Raw genomic sequence first — 19,910 nt, forward strand, 5'->3', positions numbered from 1 at the left:
CGCTCTCACTGCTCGCCCCCAGCCTCGGCCACCTCTTGCGCGCGCGGGCGTTGAGCGACGGTGCGCGGGTGTTTCTCCGTTTTGGGGAGCAGGCAATCTCGTTTGCGGACGCCGACCGTCGTACGGACCAGGTCGCCGTGTGGCTGCGGACGCAGGGGATCCAGCGAGGGGACCGCGTGGGGGTAATGCTGCCGAATGGGCTGGACTTTCCGCTGGCGTGGCTTGGGATCGCCAAGGCCGGGGCGGTGCTGGTGCCGCTGAACACGCAATACCGAGCGCACGACCTGGCCTACACGTTAGGCGATGCCGGCGTTCGTCTGGTGCTCGCGGATCCCACCTTCGTCCCAGTGCTGGCGGCCTGCGGGGCCACGGCGTATGAGGTGGCAGCGGGCCAGCTCGCCGTGCCGGGGCAGGGCGGGATCGGGGTGGCCCTCAATGCCGCGCCGACCGGCGGTGACATCGCGGTCGGCCCGGACGACCTGCTGAACATTCAGTACACCTCGGGCACCACGGGCGACCCGAAGGGGTGCATGCTGACGCATGAGTACTGGCTCCTGCTCTCGGCGCGCGCCGCGCGATTCGCGAGCATGACTCGTGATGATGTCGCGCTCACCGCGCAGCCGTTCTACTACATGGACCCGCAATGGAACGTGGGGATGTGCCTTGCGGCCGGCTGTTCCCTGGTGATCCTGCCGCGCTTCTCGGCCAGCACCTTCTGGCGCTCGGTCAAGGCGACGGGCACCACGTTCTTCTACGTGCTCGGGACGATGCCGGTCTTCCTGCTGAAGCAGCCGCCTGATCCGGCGGTGGAGCGGGGGCACCGGGTGCGGTTTGTGTCGTGCTCCGGGATTGTGCCACAGTTGCACGCGGCGTTCGAGGAGCGCTGGGGGGTCCCGTGGCGGGAGGCCTTCGGGATGACCGAGACGGGGGTGGACCTCGTCGTTCCCGTCGACGATGTCGCGTCCGTGGGGTCCGGGGCCGTGGGGCGTCCGGTCGAGGGGAAGGACGCTCGCGTCGTCGATGCGGAGGGACACCCGTTAGGCGACGACGAGGTCGGCGAACTGTGCGTGCGTGGTCGCGGGATGATGCGCGGGTACTGGAACAAGCCGGAGGCCACGGCTGAGCGCATCCGCGACACATGGCTGCACACGGGGGACCTCGCCTGGCGCGACGCGCGCGGGTACTACCACCTCGTCGGGCGCCTCAAGGACATGATCCGTCGGGGTGGCGAGAACATCTCGGCGGCCGAAGTCGAGGGCGTCCTCGCGGAGCATCCGGCGGTACGCGCGGCGGCGGTGATGTCGGTGCCTGACGAGTTGCGTGGTGAGGAGGTGAAGGCGTTTGTGCAGCGCCAGGAGGGTGCCGCGGTCGACCCCGCCGATCTCGTGGCGTTTGTGCGCGACCGCCTCGCGGCCTTCAAAGTGCCACGTTTTATCGAGTTTGTCGACGACTTCCCACGAACGCCCTCCGAACGCGTGGCCAAGCACCAGCTGGTGCGGGACGAACCGCGGCGCGGCGCTTGGGACGCCACCCTCAACGCGTGGGTGTCCTGATGCATCCCGCGCGCCCCCCTCACCTGTCCGCCTTCCCGTGACCGCTTCGGCATTCCTCATCGACCGTGCAGGCCCTGTGCTCACGGTGACGTTCAACCGGGCCGAGCGGCTCAACGCCTTTCGGCGGGTCGAGTACCATGAGTTGCACCGCCTGCTGGGCGAAGTGGGGACCGATCGGTCCGTGCGGGCCGTGGTCCTGACGGGCGCCGGGCGCGGGTTCTGTGCGGGCGAGGACTTGAAGGAGCTGGATGACGGGGAGGAGACGGCCACGGAGGAGATGCGGGCGAACGTGGAGGTGTTGCAGGACATCACGCGCCGCATCGTGGACAGCCCGGCGGTGTTCATCGCCGCGGTGAATGGGGTGGCGGCCGGTTTCGGTGCCGAGCTGGCCGTGGCCTGCGACCTGCGCGTTGGGGGGCCGGAGGCGCGGTTCCTCTTTCCCGAGGTGCGTCGCGGGTTGTTCATCACGAATGGGGTATCGCTGCTGCTGCCACGGATCGTTGGCGCCACATGGGCGGCACAGCTCCTGTTGTCCGGCCAGCCGATCGATGCACCGACGGCGGCTCGGATCGGCCTGCTGACGGACGTGGTATCGGCCGACGGGCTGCGAGGGCGCGCGTCAGAGCTCGCCGCGGCGTTGGCGGCGAACGCCCCCACGGCCATGCGGGAAACCAAGCGCATCCTGCGGTCCAGCGATCGGGAGCTGCTCGAGCGTCACCTGCATGACGAGGTCGCGACCATCATGCGGTGCCTCGCCGCCGGCGAACATGTGGAGGGTGCGCGTGCGTTCGTCGAGAAGCGGCCGCCGCGCTGGCCCGCATGAGCGAGCGCCGGATCGGCACCTGGGGGGCGGTGGCCACCCTGGTGGGATACGTGATTGGCGCGTCGATCTTCGTCCTGCCGGCGCAGCTGTTGCCGGCGCTTGGTCCCGGCGTCGTGGTCGCCTACGTGCTCGCTGCGCTGCCGGCGGTGTTCACCTGCATGGCCGGTGCGGTGATCGGGAATGTCTTTCCGGTCTCGGGGGCGACCTACGTGGCGGTACGCGATACACTGGGTGGGCGCGCCGCCTTTGTGGTGGCCTGGTTGCTGCTGTGGGCGGCGGCGATCGGGACGGCACTGGTGGCGTATGGCCTGGCGGACTACGCCGCGTTCCTCTGGCCCGGGATCAACGCGCGTGTCGTCGCGCTGGGTGCGGTCGTGGCGTTCACACTGGTGAACCTCACGCCGGTGTCGGTGACCGTCGGGGTACAGGCGGTGATGGTGGCCGGCTTCGCTGTCGTCATTGCCACCTTTGCGGTCGGGGGGCTCACGGCGGGCGATTGGTCGCACCTGCAGGGGTTCGGTGGGCACGGGATCGGCGGCCTGCTGGGGGGCGCCGTGGCGGCCTACTTCAGCTATGCCGGGTTGCAGGTATTGATCGACATTGGCGGTGAGGTGCGCGATCCGGGACGCACCATTCCACGTGCCCTCGCGCTCGCGTTCGGGGTGGTCCTGGTGCTCTACATCGCGTTCATCCTTGCGGTCGTGCTGCTCAGTGGCGCGCCCGGCACGGACGTGGAGGCGCCGGCGCTGATTGGTCGGATCGCCGAGCAGCACTTCGGGCGCTGGGCCGGACAAGCGATCGTGTGGAGCGCCCTGCTCGCGGCGGCGACGTCGATCAACGGGATCTTGTTCACGCAAGCTCGCGACGTGCAGGCGTTGGCGGTGGATGGTCGGTTCCCGCGCGCCCTCGCGGTGAGCCAGGCGGGTGTCCCGCGCCTCGCCGTGCTCACGCTGGGTGGTGTGTCCCTGGTGGCGACGGCGTTCGGTGCCAGTGTCCGCGACTACGCCATCCTGACCGCCTTGTGCCTTATGGTGATCCAGGGGGCACTGGGTATGGTGGTCCTGCGGATCCCGACGCGCGCTCCGGCGGCGTGGGCGCGATCCGCCTTTCGTCCGTCCAGTCGCGCGATGGCGACCACGGGCTTGGGCCTAGTGGTGGTGTCCGGGCTGTTTTTTGTCGTTGGTGCCATGCAGAGTCGGGCCAACCTCACTTGGTTTCTCGTGTTGCTCGTGGCCGGTGTCGTCGCCGCCGGTCGAACCCCCAATGGAGGTCGCGAAGGATGATCCGTCGTGTGCTGAAAGGTGTGGGTGTCGTTGTGCTCGCCCTGGTGGCGGTGGTGGTGATCGGTGTGGCGACGGGGCGTACGGCGGGGCAACGCACCGTGCCCGCCGGCCACGTGCGAAACACGGCTCGGTATCTCGTGATGCGCGACTCGGTGAAGATCGCCATCGACCTATGGCTGCCGGCCGAGCTGCAGTCGGGGGCCCGCGTCCCGACGGTGGTGAACAGCACGCGATATGTGCGCGCCTCGGCGCTTGGGCCCCTCGCGCGGTGGGCGTTGCGTTTCACGCGCGGGAGCGACGAGGAGCCGGACGTTGCGGCGTTCAACAGCGCCGGCTACGCGGTGGTGAAGGTGGATGCGCGAGGCAGCGGAGCGTCCACGGGATCGCGGCAGATCGAGTGGTCGCCCGATGAGGTCGAGGACTACGGTGAGGTCGTCGACTGGATCGTGGCCCAAGCGTGGTCCAATGGACGCGTGGGCGGGTATGGCGTGTCCTATGAGGGGAACACAGCCGAGGTGCTGGCCGCGACCGGGCGCGAGGCGGTGAAGGCAGTCGCCCCACTGTACGACGACTTTGACCCGGCGGTGAACATCGCCTACATGGGCGGAGTCCTCAATGAGTACTTCATCTCACAGTGGGGCAAGCTGAATGCGATGCTCGACCGCAGCGACAGTTGCGGCCTGGCGGGAATGACCGGCTTCGCCTGTCGGATGTTGCCCCTGGTGTATGGCGGGACCAAGCCGGTCGATGACGACCGTGGTGGCCGGGAGCTCAAGGCGATCCTGGCCGCACGACAGAACTACGACGTGCTCGATGCCTTGCAGCGGATCCCCAGCCCGCGCGACACCTTCCCTGGTACGACGCTGACCTTTCGCGACGTCAGCCCCTACGGGATGAAGGAGCGGATCGAGCGGTTCAACACGCCGATGCTGGTGCGCATCGGCTGGGAGGACGGCGGGACGATGAACGTCGCGCTGGGCCGGTTCTTCACCCTCCGGAATCCGCAGCAGCTGGAGCTGGGTCCATGGAGTCATGGCGGTGGGCATCACGTCGACCCCTTCCTGCCGGACAGCACCCCCACCGACCCGCCGCGGGACGAGCAGTTCCGCCAGATGATTGCCTTCTTCGATCGCTACCTGAAGGTGGGTGGTGAGGCGGCGACACCGGTCCACCAGATCCGTTACTACACGATGAACGACGGGCGGTGGCGCACGACCAGCCAATGGCCGCCGGACGGGATGCGCGCCGTCCGCTGGTACCTCGATACGGCATCGTCGTTAGGCACGGTGGCCCCGGTGGGGGCGAGCGGTACGGACAGCTACCAGGTCGACACCACGGCCTCGACCGGCGCTGGCACGACGCGCTGGGACACGCAGTTGGGGGGTGGTGACGTGGTGTACCCGGATCGTCGGGACGCCGACCGTAAGCTGCTGACCTACACGAGTGCGCCGCTGGCCACCGACATCGAGATTACCGGCGTGCCGGTGGTCACCCTGCACGTGGCGTCGACCCACACGGACGGCGGATTCTTCGGCTACCTCGAGGATGTCGCGCCCGACGGGAGGGTCACCTACATCACCGAGGGGATGTTGCGCGCCCTCCACCGCCGCGAGTCGAGCGAGGCACCGCCGTATCGCCACTTCGGACCGTATCACACCTACACGTCGCGTGACACCATGCCGCTGGTGCCGGGCGAGGTCGCGACCCTGCGATTCGAGTTGTTCACGACCTCGGTGCGTCTCAAGGCGGGCCACCGCCTGCGCCTCGCCCTCGCCGGGGCCGATCGCCCACTCCTTGGTTTGTATCCCCCCAATGCGGCGCCGACATGGACGGTTCACCGGTCGGCGACGCATGCCTCCTTTGTGGAAGTCCCGATGATGGAGAGTCGCCCATGACCCTGATCCCGCCGCGGCTTCGCCGCACCCTGGCCATCCTCGCGGGCGCCGTCGCCTGTTCCCGCGCCACCACGGGGGTGACTCCCGCCGCGATCGCCCAGGTGCCCACGCGGCCCAACGATGCCGTGCCGGGCGCCCGTGCGGTCGACTACGACGTGGTGATCCGCAACGGCCGCGTGCTCGATGGGATGGGGAATCCCTGGATCCTCGCGGACGTCGCGATTCGCGATGGCCGGTTCGTGAAGATCGGCCGGGTCCCGGAGCGGGGCACGCGGGAGATCGACGCGCGCGGGCTGTACGTCTCGCCCGGGTGGATCGACATGATGGACCAGTCGGGGAGTGTGTTGCTCCGCAACGGCAACGCGGACAACAAGCTGCGCATGGGGGTGACGACGGCCATCGGCGGCGAAGGGGGCTTTCCCGTCCCGGCGAGCCGCATCAGCGAGTACTGGGCCACGCTCGAGCGGCAGGGGATCTCGATCAACTTCGGGAACTACTACTCGCAGACGCAGGCCCGGGTGGGCGCGATGGGGTATGTCGCGCGCAAGCCGACGCCCGAGGAGATGGCGAAGATGAAGGCGTCGATGGACACGGCCATGCGCGCTGGGGCGATGGGGATGACGACCGCGCTCATCTACCCGCCCAGCTCCTACACAACGACCGATGAGCTGGTCGAGGTCGCGAAGGTCGCGGCGCAGTACGGTGGCACCTACGCCAGCCACATCCGGGGCGAGGGCGCCGAGGTGGTGCAGTCCGTGCGTGAGCTGATCGAGATCTCGGAGCGCGCCGGGTTGCAGGGCGAGATCTTCCACCTGAAAGTGGCGCACCAGCCGTCCTGGGGGATCCTGATGGACAGCGTGCGCCAGGTCGTGGAGGCGGCGCGCGCGCGGAACGTGGACGTGGCCGCCGACATGTATGTCTACACCGCTGGTGGAACCGGCGTTGAAGCGACGATCCCGAGCTGGGCGCAGGAAGGAGGAACGGACTCGCTCAAGAAGCGCCTGCGTGACCCCGCGATCCGGGCTCGTCTCAAGCGGGAACTGCAGACCGGGTCACCCGGGTGGTGGAACATCGTCGAGGCCGCGGGTGGGTGGGACGGCGTGGTGCTGGCCAATCCCGCCAACCCCAACAACATGAAGTATGTGGGGAAGACGATGACGCAGATTGCGAAGGAGATGGGGAAGGACCCGGCGGACGCTGCGTGGGACCTGGTGCTCGATGGGACATCGCGCGTGACGGCGATCTACCACATGATGAGCGAACCCGACATCGAGAAGGCCCTGCGCTTTCCCTGGACGTCGATCGGGAGCGATGCAGGCGCGGCCGCCGAGCCTGGCAAGGACGATGGGGTCCTGCTGCACCCGCGCGCGTACGGGAACGCCACGCGCGTGATTTCTCGTTATGTGCGGGACCGCAAGGCCATCACCCTCGAGGAGGGGATCCGCAAGCAGACGTCATGGCCGGCCGCGCGCATGAAGCTCGCCGGGCGCGGCTCCATCAAGGAAGGGAACTGGGCCGACGTCACGATCTTCAACCTCGAGACGCTCGACGACGCAGCCACCTACGAGAAGCCGCTCATGTTCCCCCAGGGGATTGAGTACGTGCTGGTGAACGGGGCGGTCACGATTGAACGCGGGCAGCACACCGGCGTTCGTGCGGGACGCGTGCTGTACGGGCCGGGGAAGCAGTAGGGGCCGGACCCGAGGGCGGGCATTGCCTCGGGGCGTCAATACAGGCGAAGCGCGCACGGCGAAGCACGGGAGGGAGGGGCGGCACGAGCAGCACGCGTGCTGCTCAACTCTCGTGCTGCCCGTGCCGCGCCCTGGCCCTTATCTGGGGCTCGCCCGCTACGATTCCCTCACGCCAGCAGCCCCACCTGCCCGCCCGTGTGCCAGAACATCGTCGTCTGGCCGTCGCGAAAACGCCCGGCGCGGCCGTACGCGATGAGCCCGGAGAGCGCCTTCGCCGTATACCAGTGGTCGGTGAAGAGCGCCTCTGTGCGCGCGGCGAGCGCCTGCGCTTCGTGAGAGGCCCCGGTGGGGATGCCATAGCCGTCCCCGAAGAAGCCGGCGTCGGCCTCGAAACGCTCGGCCGCGCCTAACGCGCCGGTCGGCAGGCCCAACAGGGCCTCGATGCCCGCGCAGATCTCCAGGACGACACGACGAATCTCGGCGACCGGGTCGTCGGCACTGATCCCCACGATGCGGGTGGGCACCTCGAACAGCGCGCATCCGGCGATCAGCCCCGCCTGCGTGCCGCCTGAGGACGTGGCATGCACGATCGTGTCGGGAACGATTCCCTGATAGACGAGCTCGCCGATGCCTAACGCGAGCCCGAGCGCGCCGAGCGGGGTCGAGGCGCCGAGGGGGATCACGTGGGGCCGGCGTCCGGCGGCCTGGAGCGCAGCGGCCACGCGGGCCATGGTCGGGTTGCGGTCGGTGCGGTCCGCGACGTAGGTGATCTCCGCGCCAAGGAGCTGGACGAGGCGGGCATTGCCGGTTGGGTGCGCGGGGCGCTCCCCGTTGGCGACGATGTGGCAGTGCATGCCGAGTGCGGCAGCGGCTGCGGCCGTGGCCCGGCAGTGGTTGGACTGGACGCCCCCGCAGGTGACCAAGGTGTCGCACCCTTCGGCGCGCGCGGCGGCTGCGACGAGGGTGAGCTTGCGGACCTTGTTCCCGCCAAAGCCGAAGGGAAGGGCATCGTCTCGCTTGACGACGAGCTTGCCGCCCATGCCGATGGCGTCGCGGAGTCGCCAGGCCGTGTCGATCGAGGTCGGGAGTTCCCCGAGCCGGACGGTGGGCATGGCGAGGAGGCGTTCACGGGCGGCGGCGAGTGACATCGGCGTACAAGTCGAGGAAGAAGCGGGAAAGCTACCCTTGCGTACTTCGGTCTCGCAGGCAGGTTCGCACATCCGTCTGCCGTCTGCCGTCTGCCGTCTGCCGTCTGCCGTCTGCCGTCTGCCGTCTGCCGTCTGCCGTCTGCCGTCTGCCGTCTGCCGTCTGCCCCTCACCGAATCCACGTGACCGATCCTCGCCCCGCCGAGTCGCGCTCCGGCCTTGATCCATGGAAACCTGCCTCGCTGCCGGCGCCGCCGATGCCGCGCGGTCTCCAGTGGTTAGGCGTGGTAGGGCCCGGGGTGATCGTGCTCGGCGCGTCGATCGGGAGTGGCGAGTTTCTGCTGGGGCCCGCGGCTTTCGTGAAGTATGGCCTCACGATGTTGTGGGTCTCGGGGTGCGCGATGGTGCTGCAGACGCTCTTCAACGAGGAACTGATGCGGTACACCCTGGCCACGGGGGAGCCGGTCGTGACCGGGTTCATGCGGACAAAGCCGCATCCCACCTTCTGGGCATGGATCTACGCCGGGCTCTACTTCCTGCAGGTAGGGTGGCCAGCCTGGGCGGGAACGGCCGCCGGCGCGTTCTTCTTCCTGTTCACGAAGCGCTTGTCCGTCGCGGCTGATGCCTCGACCGTTTACTTCATCGGGGTGGGGCTCTTCCTCCTGTGTGTGCTGATCCTGCTGGTGGGGCGACGGATCGAGCGCACGCTGGAGATGCTCAACTGGATCCTGGTCGCCTGCATCCTCGGTGGGTTCCTGGTGTTGGCCCTCACTCTGGTGGATGGCTCGACGGTGCAGGCGGCGCTGGCAGGATTCGTCGGTTACTCCCCGTCGAAGGGGAGCTTCGCCTTCATCCCCGATGGCGCGGACTTCTTCCTGATTGGGGCCTTTGCCGGGTACAGCGGCGCGGGTGGGGTCATCAACCTGACGCTCACCAACTGGGCGCGAGATCGTGGCTACGGGATGGGGGGCAACACGGGGTTCATCCCGTCGGCCGTTGGCGGCGAGAAGTCGGAGCTGGCGCACACCGGCTTTCGCTTTGAGGACACGCCCGAGCAGATGCAGCGCTGGCGGGGGTGGTGGCGCGTGGTGCACGCGGATCAATGGGGAGTGTTTTTTGCCGGGGCGATCCTCGGCATGATCCTGCCCGCTCTCCTGTATGTCACGTATCTCGCCCCGGGGACGGACATCCGCGGGTATGGGATCGCGGCCGCCCTGGCGCAAGCGATGTCGGATGCCGGCACACCGTGGTTGGGTGGAGCGGTCGCCCTGATCGGCGCGTGGATCCTGTTCAAGACGCAGCTAGACATCCTCGAGGGGATCGCGCGATCGATCACGGACATCCTGTGGACCGGGAGTCGTCGGATTCGTGCGTGGCGCGGGGGTGACGTCCGCGTGGTCTACTACTCGGTGCTGGTGTCGCTGGTGGTGTGGGGAATCGTGGCCCTTCGCCTCGCCCAGCCGGTCTTCCTCTTGCAGCTGGGGGCGAACATCGCCGGGGTCGTGTTCGTGATCTCGTCCCTGCACCTCCTGTACCTCAATACCCACCTGCTGCCGGTGCACTGCCGGCCGCCGTTGTGGCGACGGATCGCCCTCGTGGTGTTCGCCCTCTTCTACGGCTCCTTCGTCGCGCTCTGGCTCAGGGGGTTGATGACGGGCGCGTGACCATCGGTCCCGCCTTCGCCGCCATGCGCGCGGCCAGGGGCTGCGTGAGCCATTGGAGCGCCGCGACGAGCACGACCAGCGGGCTGCGCGATCGGCCGGCATAGAGGCGGAGGATGTAGGCCCATCCGATCGGGTATCCGCGACGCGCCGTGGTGGCCAGGGCGCCTAACGCCTCCCACCCCGAGTGGGTGAGTTGCACGCGCGTCCCCGTGCCGTCGGGGACAAAGCGCACCTCGACGCGGGTGCCGGTGGAGGCAGCGCGTCCCGGGTGCCAGGTGAACGCCAGGCGCGCCGGCGGATCCCAGTCAGTGATCGTGCCCCAGTGAGCCTCGTGCCCACCACGGATCGACTCGACGATCTCGCCGCCGATCCTGGGCTGCAGGGTGACGCCAGTCGATGCCTTTCCCCCCACGGAATGCGAGGCCGTCGGCCACCATCGACCGATGTCCGACGTGAAGCGCTGGAAGCTCTCGGCGGGTGACCACGAGACTCGGATCTCTGACCGAACTGGGGGCAACATGTCAGGCACCTCGGGATCTTCGGCGACGTCGCGGCGCGCGACGGCCGGGTTGAGGGTGAGGAGTGGGGGTGGGAGGGTTCGGGTCGTCGGCCGCAAAGGCCGTGAGGACCCCGCTCCAGAATGACTCGAGGTAGGACCGCAGTTCATCCAGCCCGCTCGGCGCCACACTGTAGATGCGGCGCCGGCCCTCGCGCCTCACCGCAACGAGGCGCGCGTGCTCGAGCACCCTGAGGTGCTGGGAGACGGCGGGCTGGCTCACCCGGAGCGCCTTCGCCAGCTCGCCGACTGCATGCGGCTCTCGCCGCAGGAGATCCAGCAACTCCCGCCGGGTGCCGTCGCCGATGGCCTGCAGGGCTAATACATAAGTCATGGCTTATATATCCGTTTTCCGGACCATACTGTCAAGGCGCCCCCTTGCCGGCGATGGGTCGCTCCCCCTTCCTTGCGGCCAGCATGAGCGACCACGACCGCGACGAAATCGACGCCGACGACGATGAATCCTGGCGACGCCCACCGGGGGTCTTTGTGATCGCCGAGGTCGAGGGCGCCCTCGGGGCCCGGATCCACGAGATCCAGTCGCGCGTTGACCCCAAGCTCGCGCGGAGCCTCCCGCCACACATCACCCTCGTCGGCTCGTCCGGTATCGGCCCGTATTCGGCAGAGTACTCGCCGGCGGAGCTGCGCGCGCACCTGACGCCCATCTGCGCATCGACGCCGCCACTCGTCCTGCCCTTCGACCATCCGCATCGCTTTCCGCAGACCGAGATCGTCGTGCTCCCGCTGCGCCCCCATGGGCCGCTCCGGGTCCTGCACGACCGCCTCGCCACCTGCGGACTGCGCAGCAGTCAGGCACGCCATGCCTTCACTCCGCATGTCACACTGAGCTTTTACCGCACGCTCACCCGTGACGTCGAGCGCGAGCTGCTCGGTCTGCGCCTGGAGGAGCCGCTCGTCATCGGCCACCTGCGCTGTTCGCTCACCAACGAGCCCTTGCCGCCGCGCACGCTGCTTGAACTTCCGTTGACCGGCCGTGACTCCTGACGCAATCCGCGCGGCCTACGCGCACGATGCCTCACGCGAGGTGGCGCACCGCGTCGTGGACCTCGCCGTCGACTTCCTCGAACGCGCGGGCCGCGGCGATGGCCCGGTGTCGACGCCGTTGGCACCTGCGGAGATCCGCGAACGGTTCGACGAGCCGGCCCCCACCGAGGGGCATCCGCTGGACGAGGTCCTCGCGCGCGTCCGCCGCGATATCCTGGCGGACGCCAACCGTCTCTCCCACCCGATGTACCTGGGGCACCAGGTCTCGGCGCCACTCCCGTTAGGCGCCTGGGTCGACGCGATCGCGGCGAGCCTGAACAACTCGCAGGCGGTCAACGAGATGTCGCCGACGCTCTCGCATGTGGAGCGTCGGGTGGTCCGCTGGATGAACGACGCCATCGGCTGGGGAGCCGGCGCTGGCGGCACCTTTACCTCCGGCGGGACAGAAGCCTCGTTCACGGCGATGCTGGCCGCCCGCGCCCACCTCATGCCGAATGCCTGGGTCGAAGGGGTCGGGGCGAACCCGCCAGTGATCGTCTGCGGGGAGCACACGCACTACGCCGTCTCGCGCACCGCCGGCCAACTGGGGCTTGGCGTGCGGCAGGTCATCACGGTGCCAAGTGACGGCTACGCGATGTCGGCGAGTGCACTGGCCGGGATTCTTGCGCAGTGCCAGTTGGCGGGACGCCGCGTCATGGCCGTCGTGGCGACCGCGGGCCAGACGGCGACCGGGACCTTCGATGACATCGACGCCGTGGCCGATGCCTGCGAGCCACACGGCGCGTGGCTGCATGTCGATGGCGCGCACGGCGCATCGGCGTTGTTGTCAGAACGGCATCGGCACCTCCTGCGCGGCATCGCGCGCGCGCACTCGGTCGCGTGGGATCCGCACAAGATGATGCTCCTCCCGATCTCGGCCGGCGCCGTGCTCGTGCGGAACGAACGCTGGCTGGACGCGGCATTTGCGCAGCGGGCGCCGTACCTCTTCCAGGCGGATGCGATCAACTGGAACATCGGCCCACGCTCGTTTCAGTGTTCGCGGCGCGGGGATGTCCTGAAGGTGTGGGTCGCCTGGCAGCGTTATGGCACCCGGGGATTCGCGAGCATGTACGACCTGCTCTGTGACCTCACCACCGAGCTGCACGGGTCGTTGCAACGGCATCCGGCGTTCACACCGCTGCACGAGCCACAGGGGAACATCCTGTGTTTCCGGTGGACCGGGGATGCGACGAAGGACGACGCCGAGCTTGATCGCATCAATACGCTCACGCGGGAGCGCTACAACACGTCCGGGGAGGGGTGGATCACCTCCACCGTGCTGGGCGGGCGCACCGTCCTCCGTGTCACGATCCAGAACCCGCGCACCACCAGCGAACACCTTGGTCGGCTTGTCGCCGGACTGGACCAGGTCGCGTCCGCGGTGGGTGACTAGAGCCCGTGCCCGCCCACGACGCGCGTTTCGCGGTGTTCACCAAAGGCGTGGATCAGCGGCTTGCCCTTGCTGATGGCAGCTCGGACCTCGGGGAGTTGCAGCGAGGCTCGGTGTGAGGCCTGGGAATCCCATACCTCGGTAATCCAGAGCGTGTCGTCCTCTCGGGGGTCTTCGGCCACGATATAGGAGCGGCATCCCGGCATTCCCCCCACGCCGGAGATGAGAATATCCGCCAATTCGCGGCGCTTGCCGGGGACCGCCTTGAAGGAGCCGATGAGGCCGAACATGCCCGATCCTGGGTCAGGGGTGGGAGAAGGATGGCGGTCACGCACCTTTGCGCCAAGGGGTCTTGCCTCGGGTGCGATTGCGCCAGAAGATGTCGGCCGACACCCACGCGGAGTTCCGGATGTCTCCCGTTCGTCGCAAGAAGAAGGTCGCCACGGAGGCGGGGAGCCGCGGGCTCGATGCCCGGCGCCTGGCTGGTGCCACCCCGCCTGCCGCGGTGACGGCGCTGGGTGAGCGGGTCGAGTCGGATGGGGGGAGTGTCCTGGCCACCTATCGGGACCCGTTAGGCTCCAACTGGCAACTGCTTGCGGCGCTCCCCCTGGACCGCGTGGGGCCAACGCCGTACCAGCGCAACCTGTCCGAGACGCATGTCGAGCGGCTGGTGAAGGCGATCGAGAAGGTCGGGCGCTTTCTCGACCCGATCGTCGCTGTCCCGGTCGCGGACGGTATGTACTGGTCCCCAAACGGCAATCACCGCCTGACGGCGATGGGGCAGCTGGGGGCCAAGGCGATCGTCGCGATCGTGGTGCCGGATCAGGAGGTGGCCCACCGCATCCTCGCACTGAACACGGAGAAGGCACACAACCTGCGCGAGCGGGCGATGGAGGTCGCGCGACTGGCCGAGGGTCTTGCCGCGCTGGACGACCGTCCAGAGAAGGCGTTCGAGCTCGAGTTCGAGGAGCCGTCGTTGCTGACGCTTGGCTTCTGCTACCTGGAGAACGGGCGGTTTTTCGGGCGGGGTGTACCACCCCGTGCTCAAGAAGTGCGAGCGTTTTTCGGGGTCGGCACTCCCGAAGGCGGTCGCCATGCGACGCGAGCATGCGCGGACCCTGCTCGAACTCAACGAAGCGGTGAATGCCGCGGTGGCGGCCCTGAAGGCCAAGGGACTGGAGAGTCCGTACCTCAAGGCCTTTGTGGTGGCGCGCATCAACCCGTTGCGCTTTTCCAAGGGACGCACGGCGCACGACTTTGACGAGACGATCGGGAAGATGCTGGCCAGTGCGAAGCGCTTCGATGCGTCGAAGGTGCGCGCGGACCAGGTCGCGCGATCGGGTGGGGCGCCAACCGAAGGGGACTAGCTACGGGGCGGCGTGCATTGTCGCGCTCGCGCCTGCGGCCTGCCGCCTGCCGCCTGCCGTCTACATCCCCAACCCCTTCTTCACCGCCGCCTCGATGTCCTGCCCGGCGCCGGCCCCGGCATAGACAATCTTCCCCGACTTGTCCACCACGACGATCGTTGAGGTGGCCTTCACCCCGTAGATCACGTCAGCTTCGCCCTTCTTGTCATAGAGGGTCTCGATGTCGAAGCCGTGTTTCTCCATGTGCGCCTTCACGCGTGCCGGCGACTGGTTGAACGAGACGGCGACGCCGAGGAACTTCATCTGGTTCCCGTACTTCTGCTTCGCGGCGAGGATGCGCGGAGCGAGGGCCTCGCAGTTCTCGCACCAGGTGGCCCACACTTCCATCAGGAAGGGAGTCTTCCCGATGTAGGCCGAGAGGTTGGCGGGCTGGCCATCCAGGGTGAGCAGCGCCATGTCTGGCGCCTTCGCCCCGATCTCGAGGTCGATCGCGCGCTGGGCGGAGGCCAGAGCCGGTGCGGCAACAAGGGCGGCGACCGAGAGGAGGCGACGGATCATATCAGGAGTTGTCCCATCTTGATGAGGTAATACTGCGCTACGCCGATCATCACGAGCCCGAAGAACTTCTTCACCCGCACCATCCAGAGGCCGGCCTTCGGCAGGCGCGAGAGCGACCCGGACGATACCCCGACCACGACCAATAGGGTGCACATCCCGAGCGAAAAGACGAACAAATAGAGGAACCCCATCAGGGCGCTCTTGGTTTCCGTGACCCAGGTCAGGACGGCGATCATGACTGGGGCGGAGCAGGGGGCGGCCACGAGGCCGGACATCGCCCCCATGAGCAAGGCGCCACCGAACCGACCCCCTTCGCCCGCGCTACTGGCCCGCTGCAGCAGGGCCGCGGGGACTCGCACAGGGATCACGTCGAACATCGCCAGGGCGGCCAGCAGCAACAGGTTGGCCATGGCGAAGTAGAGCCACGGGTTGGTACTGATGCGGCCAAACATCGTGCCGGTCATCCCGGCGACGAGGCCAAGGGTGGCGTAGACCGCCGCGAGCCCAAGGACGTAGGTCAGGGAGAGGAGCAGGGGGCGGAACCGGGAGCGCTTCTCCCCGGGGGCCGCCTCGCCCCCGCCGACGATCGCCGCCGTGATCGGGATCATCGGGTAGATGCACGGCGTGAAGCTCGTCAGGACCCCAGCCAGGAAGAGCGCCCCGAAGGCTGCGAGCGGGCTCCCGGACAGCTGGTCGGTGATGTTGGCGAAGTCCATGGGAGAAACCTATGCGCCACGCGCCAACTTGGTTCACCCGCTGGAGGGGGCGGGTCCTTGGCTCCATTGGGCAAGGCGTGTCACATTTGCGCGGTGCCCCGGCCGCGGGGACGAGAACCCGAGCCGGGCGGACTATGGAGTGGCGCATTGTCGGTTCCAACTTCTTGTACGCGTCCCTTGGCGTCGTCCTGATGTTCCTGGCGTATCGGGTGATCGACTGGCTGACGCCGCAGGTCAACTTCAATGAGGAGCTGCGCCGCGGGAACGTCGCCGTGGCGATCTTCATCGCCGCGCTCTTCATTGCCATCGCGCTGATCATCGGCCAGTCGCTGAACTGATGCGCGCCTGGGTGCTGTTGGTCGCCCTGGTCCTCGGTCCGTGCGGGGAGGCCCTCGCGCAGGCGCCCAAACGCCCGCGACGCAAGGCGCCGGACTACGATGACACCTTTCGGAAGTACAGCAAGCGATACTTTGGCCCCACGTTCGACTGGAAGTTGTTCAAGGCGCAGGGGATGACGGAAAGCAACCTGGACGCGACCGCGCGCAGTCGCGTGGGGGCGCGTGGGGTGATGCAGCTGATGCCGTCGACCGCGCGGGCGATCCGCTCGGACAACGAGGACCTGTCGTGGGTGGAGGACCCGGAGATGAACATCGCCGCGGGCATCGAATACGATCGGACCCTGTGGAGGCTCTGGGAGGCAGATTCGGTGCTTGACCACCGCGCGGAGTTCATGTTCGCGAGCTACAACGCGGGGCGGCGCACGATCCTGCGGGCTCAGGGGCATGCGCGTCGGGCGAAGCTGGATCACCGGCAATGGCCGAGCATCCGGAAGGTCGCGGCGCGAGTGCCGCGATGGCGCCATCGCGAGACCCTGGAGTACATCGAGCGGATCGCCGCCGCCCGGGAAGGGTTGGGGCGCTAGCCGGAGGGGTGATTGCTCCGGGGAGGGCTTACATTTGAACCTCCCCCACGCTCCCCAACACGGTCCATGGCTCCGCAGTTCATCTACCACATGAAGGCCCTCACGAAGGTGGTTCCCCCTTCGCGAGTCATCCTGAACGATATCTGGCTCTCGTTCTACCCAGGCGCCAAGATCGGCGTCCTCGGCGCCAACGGCGCCGGAAAGTCGTCCCTGCTCAAGATCATGGCCGGGATCGACACCGACTGGAACGGCGAGGCGTGGGCCGCCGCCGGAACCCGCATCGGGTACCTGTCCCAGGAGCCCCAGCTGGATGCGTCGCTGGACGTGCGCGGGAACGTGGAACTCGCCGTGAAGGAACAACGTGGCCTGCTCGACAAGTTCAACGAGATCTCCATGAAGTTCGCCGAGCCGATGGACGACGACGCGATGCAGAAGCTCATGGACGAGCAGGCGAAGGTGCAGGATCGCATCGACGCACTCGACCTGTGGAACCTCGACAACAAGATCGAAGTGGCGATGGACGCCCTGCGTCTTCCGCCGGGCGAGGCGGACGTCACGGTACTCTCCGGCGGTGAAAAGCGTCGGGTCGCGTTGTGCCGCATCCTGCTCGAACAGCCGGACCTGCTGCTGCTCGACGAACCCACCAACCACCTGGACGCCGAATCCGTGGCCTGGCTGGAGCACCACCTCGAGGCCTTCCCCGGGACGGTCGTGGCCATCACGCACGATCGCTACTTCCTGGACAACGTCGCGAAGTGGATCCTGGAGCTCGATCGCGGGGCGGGGCACCCCTACGAGGGGAACTACTCCGGATGGTTGGAGCAGAAGAGCCAGCGCATGGCGCAGGAAGAGAAGACGGCGAGCGCCCGGCAGAAGACCCTGGAGCGCGAGTTGGAGTGGGTGCGCATGGCCCCACGGGCGCGCCAGGCGAAGAACAAGGCGCGTATCCAGAAGTACGAGGAGCTGGCGAGCGAGCAGCGGCAGGAGCGTGTGGCGCAGAACGAGATCGTGATCCCGCCGGCGCCGCGTCTCGGGAACGATGTGGTCATCGCGGAGAAGCTGAAGAAGTCGTTCGGCGACAACCTGCTCTTTGAGAACGTGAGCTTCTCGCTGCCGCGTGGCGGCATCGTGGGTATCATCGGTCCCAACGGCGCGGGCAAGACGACGCTGTTCCGCATGATCACGGGGAGCGAGTCGCCGGACAGCGGCACGCTCAAGTTGGGGGACACGGTGCACATCGCCTACTCGGACCAGACGCGCACGCTCGACGGGGCGCGTACGGTATGGGACGAGATTTCTGGTGGGTCCGAGAGCATCCAGGTCGGGAAGCGGGAGATGAACTCGCGCGCCTACGTCGGGTCGTTTGGGTTCCGCGGGGCGGACCAGCAGAAGCTCGTGGCGAACCTCTCCGGTGGTGAGCGCAACCGACTGCACATGGCCAAGACGATGCTGGCCGGCGGCAACCTGCTCCTGCTCGACGAGCCAACGAACGACCTGGACGTCGATACGCTGCGTGCCCTCGAGGATGCGCTGCTCGACTTTGCGGGATGCGCCGTGGTGATCTCCCACGATCGCTGGTTCCTGGACCGGATCGCGACGCACATCCTGGCGTTCGAGGGTGACTCGGAGGTGGTGTGGTTCGAGGGGAACTATGGGGCGTACATCGAGGACCTGAAGCGCCGGAAGGGGCCGGACGCCGACCAGCCGCACCGGATCAAGTACAAGAAGCTGGTGCGCGGCTAGGCATGGGGCTCCATGTGGTGCTCGTGCACCCGGAGATTCACTGGAACACCGGCAACGCCGGTCGCACCTGCCTGGCCACCGGTGCGACCCTGCACCTCGTGGAACCGTTAGGCTTCTCGCTCGACGAGCGCGAGGTCAAGCGCGCCGGGCTGGACTACTGGCCGCACGTTGACCTGCGGACCTGGCCATCATGGGAGGCGTTCGAGGCGGAGTTGCCGGCGTTCGGGACGCCCTGGTTCTTCTCCACCAAGGGGACGCGCACCTACTGGGACGCCCCCCTCGGCGCGTACACCGATTCCGTGCTCGTGTTTGGCCGCGAGACTGGTGGGTTGCCGGTGGACCTCCTGCACCGCTACGCGGACCAGGTGGTGCGCATGCCGATGATGTCGCCCCTCGTGCGATCGCTGAACCTGTCCACGAGTGTGGGCGTCGCGGTCTACGAGGCAATCCGGCAGCAGGTGAAATTCGGGCTTCGTCAGGGCTGAGCCCGGCGGGCGACCGCCTGCTTCCATTGGTCCTCGGACGCCGCGAGAGCGTGCAATGCCTTCCCCGAGGCATCCGGGCGGTGCACGGGGTGCAGTGCGGGCGCGGCCGCTGCACGTAGCGGTTGGTCTTTTCGGGAGGTGGCCATCGTCCGGGGGTCAGCGACGTCGCGGTCGAAGGCTAATGACGGCGACGTGGCCTCGCTTGTGGTCGGGTGGTTCCTGTGTCACCATGAGGCGACATATGGATGCCTTCGTGTCCGACGCCCTGCGCGCCGAACTCGCGCCGCGTGGTGTGCTGCGCGTGGCCCTGAATCACGCGAACTTCCTGCTCGTCCCCGCTCCGGCGACGGAAGGGCGCGGTGTGGCCGCGGACCTCGGCCGCGACCTTGGTGCGCGTCTTAGCGTGCCGGTCACCTTCATTGGCTACGCCGATGCGGGGAAGGTGGCCGATGCCGCCAGCCAGGATGCGTGGGACGTTGCGTTCATCGGCGCCGACGCAGCGCGGAGCGATGTGGTGTTCTCCCCGGCGTACCTCGGGATCGAGGCCACCTTCCTGGTGCGGGCCCCCTCCGCCGCCCTCGAGCCTCTTGACGTCGACCGGCCCGGGATCCGCATCGCGGTGGCCGACCGGAGTGCCTACCACCTGGCCCTGCAGCGCATCATCAGGCAGGCCACCTTCGTCCCGGCCGACGGACTGCCGGCGTCGGAGGAGCGTTTCCATCGCGACGGGCTCGAGGTCCTGGCGGGGCTGCGTCCCCACCTGGTCGACGTGGCCACTCGTACCCCCGGGGGACGGGTCCTTGACGGGGCCTTCCTTACGGTCCAGCAGGCGATCGGGGTACCTCGGGGGCGGGTGGCGGCGGCCGAGTGGGTGGTGGGGTTCGTGCGCGAGGTGCTGATGGATGGGACGGTGGCTGGGCTGGTGGCCAGGCACGGTGTGAGTGGGGTTACGGTGCCGCCGGGGGCGTAGCGGAAGGCGATGTGGGGGCCGGAGGGGCGTAGGTCAGGTCGGGCTGCGTCGTAGCCGGCGTGCGGTGTCAGGGGTCGCACCTCAACATCGTCGCCGTCGCAAAG

General features: G+C 68.0%; 19 protein-coding genes and 1 pseudogene. 14 read left to right on the top strand and 6 right to left on the bottom strand.

All coding sequences use genetic code 11. The features are described 5' to 3' along the window. Positions 1 to 8: 8 nt before the first annotated feature. From IPK85_10735 to IPK85_10755, 5 genes are read left to right on the top strand one after another with little or no spacing between them, the layout of a single operon-like run. The gene (locus IPK85_10735) at positions 9 to 1,553 is read left to right on the top strand and encodes an AMP-binding protein (protein ID MBK8247859.1); all 1,545 of its coding nucleotides are present in this window, start codon (positions 9 to 11) and stop codon (positions 1,551 to 1,553) included. A 37-nt stretch (positions 1,554 to 1,590) separates the two neighbouring features. Further along, the gene (locus IPK85_10740; GenBank protein ID MBK8247860.1) at positions 1,591 to 2,376 is read left to right on the top strand and encodes an enoyl-CoA hydratase/isomerase family protein; all 786 of its coding nucleotides are present in this window, start codon (positions 1,591 to 1,593) and stop codon (positions 2,374 to 2,376) included. Beyond that, the gene (locus tag IPK85_10745) at positions 2,373 to 3,659 is read left to right on the top strand and encodes an APC family permease (protein MBK8247861.1); all 1,287 of its coding nucleotides are present in this window, start codon (positions 2,373 to 2,375) and stop codon (positions 3,657 to 3,659) included. The genes IPK85_10740 and IPK85_10745 overlap by 4 nt, the downstream gene beginning before the upstream one ends. Next, positions 3,656 to 5,554: a CocE/NonD family hydrolase gene (locus IPK85_10750; protein MBK8247862.1), complete on the top strand. Its 1,899-nt coding sequence runs from the start codon at positions 3,656 to 3,658 to the stop codon at positions 5,552 to 5,554. Before IPK85_10745 ends, IPK85_10750 begins: the two co-directional genes overlap by 4 nt. After that, positions 5,551 to 7,245 (top strand): amidohydrolase family protein, encoded by a 1,695-nt coding sequence (locus IPK85_10755; GenBank protein MBK8247863.1) that lies wholly within the window; start codon positions 5,551 to 5,553, stop codon positions 7,243 to 7,245. The genes IPK85_10750 and IPK85_10755 overlap by 4 nt, the downstream gene beginning before the upstream one ends. A gap of 167 nt (positions 7,246 to 7,412) precedes the next feature. Here IPK85_10755 and IPK85_10760 read toward each other — a convergent pair whose 3' ends face one another. Further along, positions 7,413 to 8,393 (bottom strand): pyridoxal-phosphate dependent enzyme, encoded by a 981-nt coding sequence (locus IPK85_10760; GenBank protein ID MBK8247864.1) that lies wholly within the window; start codon positions 8,391 to 8,393, stop codon positions 7,413 to 7,415. 180 nt (positions 8,394 to 8,573) lie between these two features. Between IPK85_10760 and IPK85_10765 the strand changes: the two genes are divergently transcribed. Continuing rightward, positions 8,574 to 10,055, top strand: coding sequence for an Nramp family divalent metal transporter (locus IPK85_10765; GenBank protein ID MBK8247865.1), 1,482 nt, complete (start codon positions 8,574 to 8,576; stop codon positions 10,053 to 10,055). Here the strand turns inward: IPK85_10765 and IPK85_10770 are convergent. Beyond that, positions 10,030 to 10,575, bottom strand: coding sequence for an SRPBCC domain-containing protein (locus IPK85_10770; protein MBK8247866.1), 546 nt, complete (start codon positions 10,573 to 10,575; stop codon positions 10,030 to 10,032). The two genes, IPK85_10765 and IPK85_10770, sit on opposite strands and share 26 nt — an antisense overlap. Before the next feature lies 1 nt (position 10,576). Further along, a complete protein-coding gene (locus IPK85_10775; GenBank protein MBK8247867.1) occupies positions 10,577 to 10,945 on the bottom strand; it encodes a helix-turn-helix transcriptional regulator in 369 nt (122 codons plus the stop codon). An 83-nt stretch (positions 10,946 to 11,028) separates the two neighbouring features. On the opposite strand from IPK85_10775, the gene IPK85_10780 reads away from it, so the two are divergent. After that, positions 11,029 to 11,616, top strand: coding sequence for a 2'-5' RNA ligase family protein (locus IPK85_10780; GenBank protein ID MBK8247868.1), 588 nt, complete (start codon positions 11,029 to 11,031; stop codon positions 11,614 to 11,616). Further along, positions 11,606 to 13,048, top strand: a complete 1,443-nt coding sequence (locus IPK85_10785; protein MBK8247869.1) for a pyridoxal-dependent decarboxylase — start codon at positions 11,606 to 11,608, stop codon at positions 13,046 to 13,048. The genes IPK85_10780 and IPK85_10785 overlap by 11 nt, the downstream gene beginning before the upstream one ends. On the opposite strand, the gene IPK85_10790 is transcribed toward IPK85_10785, so the two are convergent. Continuing rightward, positions 13,045 to 13,335 carry an antibiotic biosynthesis monooxygenase gene (locus tag IPK85_10790; protein ID MBK8247870.1) on the bottom strand — a complete coding sequence of 97 codons (291 nt, stop codon included), beginning with the start codon at positions 13,333 to 13,335 and terminating at the stop codon, positions 13,045 to 13,047. The two genes, IPK85_10785 and IPK85_10790, sit on opposite strands and share 4 nt — an antisense overlap. Before the next feature lie 89 nt (positions 13,336 to 13,424). On the opposite strand from IPK85_10790, the pseudogene IPK85_10795 reads away from it, so the two are divergent. Next, positions 13,425 to 14,412, top strand: a pseudogene (locus tag IPK85_10795) (ParB N-terminal domain-containing protein). A gap of 60 nt (positions 14,413 to 14,472) precedes the next feature. Here the strand turns inward: IPK85_10795 and IPK85_10800 are convergent. Together IPK85_10800 and IPK85_10805 are read right to left on the bottom strand one after the other, a co-directional pair. Next, entirely contained in the window at positions 14,473 to 14,970 is a 498-nt protein-coding gene (locus IPK85_10800; protein MBK8247871.1) for a TlpA family protein disulfide reductase, read from the bottom strand. Further along, positions 14,967 to 15,686 (bottom strand): sulfite exporter TauE/SafE family protein, encoded by a 720-nt coding sequence (locus tag IPK85_10805; GenBank protein ID MBK8247872.1) that lies wholly within the window; start codon positions 15,684 to 15,686, stop codon positions 14,967 to 14,969. Before IPK85_10805 ends, IPK85_10800 begins: the two co-directional genes overlap by 4 nt. A gap of 134 nt (positions 15,687 to 15,820) precedes the next feature. Between IPK85_10805 and IPK85_10810 the strand changes: the two genes are divergently transcribed. The 5 genes from IPK85_10810 to IPK85_10830 all read left to right on the top strand — a co-directional run bounded on the left by IPK85_10810 (position 15,821) and on the right by IPK85_10830 (position 19,806). After that, on the top strand, positions 15,821 to 16,024 hold the full coding sequence (locus IPK85_10810; GenBank protein ID MBK8247873.1) for a DUF350 domain-containing protein: 204 nt from the start codon (positions 15,821 to 15,823) through the stop codon (positions 16,022 to 16,024). After that, the gene (locus tag IPK85_10815) at positions 16,024 to 16,608 is read left to right on the top strand and encodes a transglycosylase SLT domain-containing protein (protein MBK8247874.1); all 585 of its coding nucleotides are present in this window, start codon (positions 16,024 to 16,026) and stop codon (positions 16,606 to 16,608) included. Before IPK85_10810 ends, IPK85_10815 begins: the two co-directional genes overlap by 1 nt. Before the next feature lie 66 nt (positions 16,609 to 16,674). Further along, positions 16,675 to 18,351 (top strand): energy-dependent translational throttle protein EttA, encoded by a 1,677-nt coding sequence (ettA, locus tag IPK85_10820; protein MBK8247875.1) that lies wholly within the window; start codon positions 16,675 to 16,677, stop codon positions 18,349 to 18,351. 2 nt (positions 18,352 to 18,353) lie between these two features. Beyond that, positions 18,354 to 18,836, top strand: a complete 483-nt coding sequence (locus tag IPK85_10825) for a tRNA (cytidine(34)-2'-O)-methyltransferase (protein ID MBK8247876.1) — start codon at positions 18,354 to 18,356, stop codon at positions 18,834 to 18,836. A gap of 229 nt (positions 18,837 to 19,065) precedes the next feature. Next, a complete protein-coding gene (locus IPK85_10830) occupies positions 19,066 to 19,806 on the top strand; it encodes a transporter substrate-binding domain-containing protein (GenBank protein ID MBK8247877.1) in 741 nt (246 codons plus the stop codon). Positions 19,807 to 19,910 lie beyond the last annotated feature (104 nt).

Source organism: Gemmatimonadota bacterium, from assembly GCA_016712265.1.
Classification (GTDB): domain Bacteria; phylum Gemmatimonadota; class Gemmatimonadetes; order Gemmatimonadales; family Gemmatimonadaceae; genus RBC101.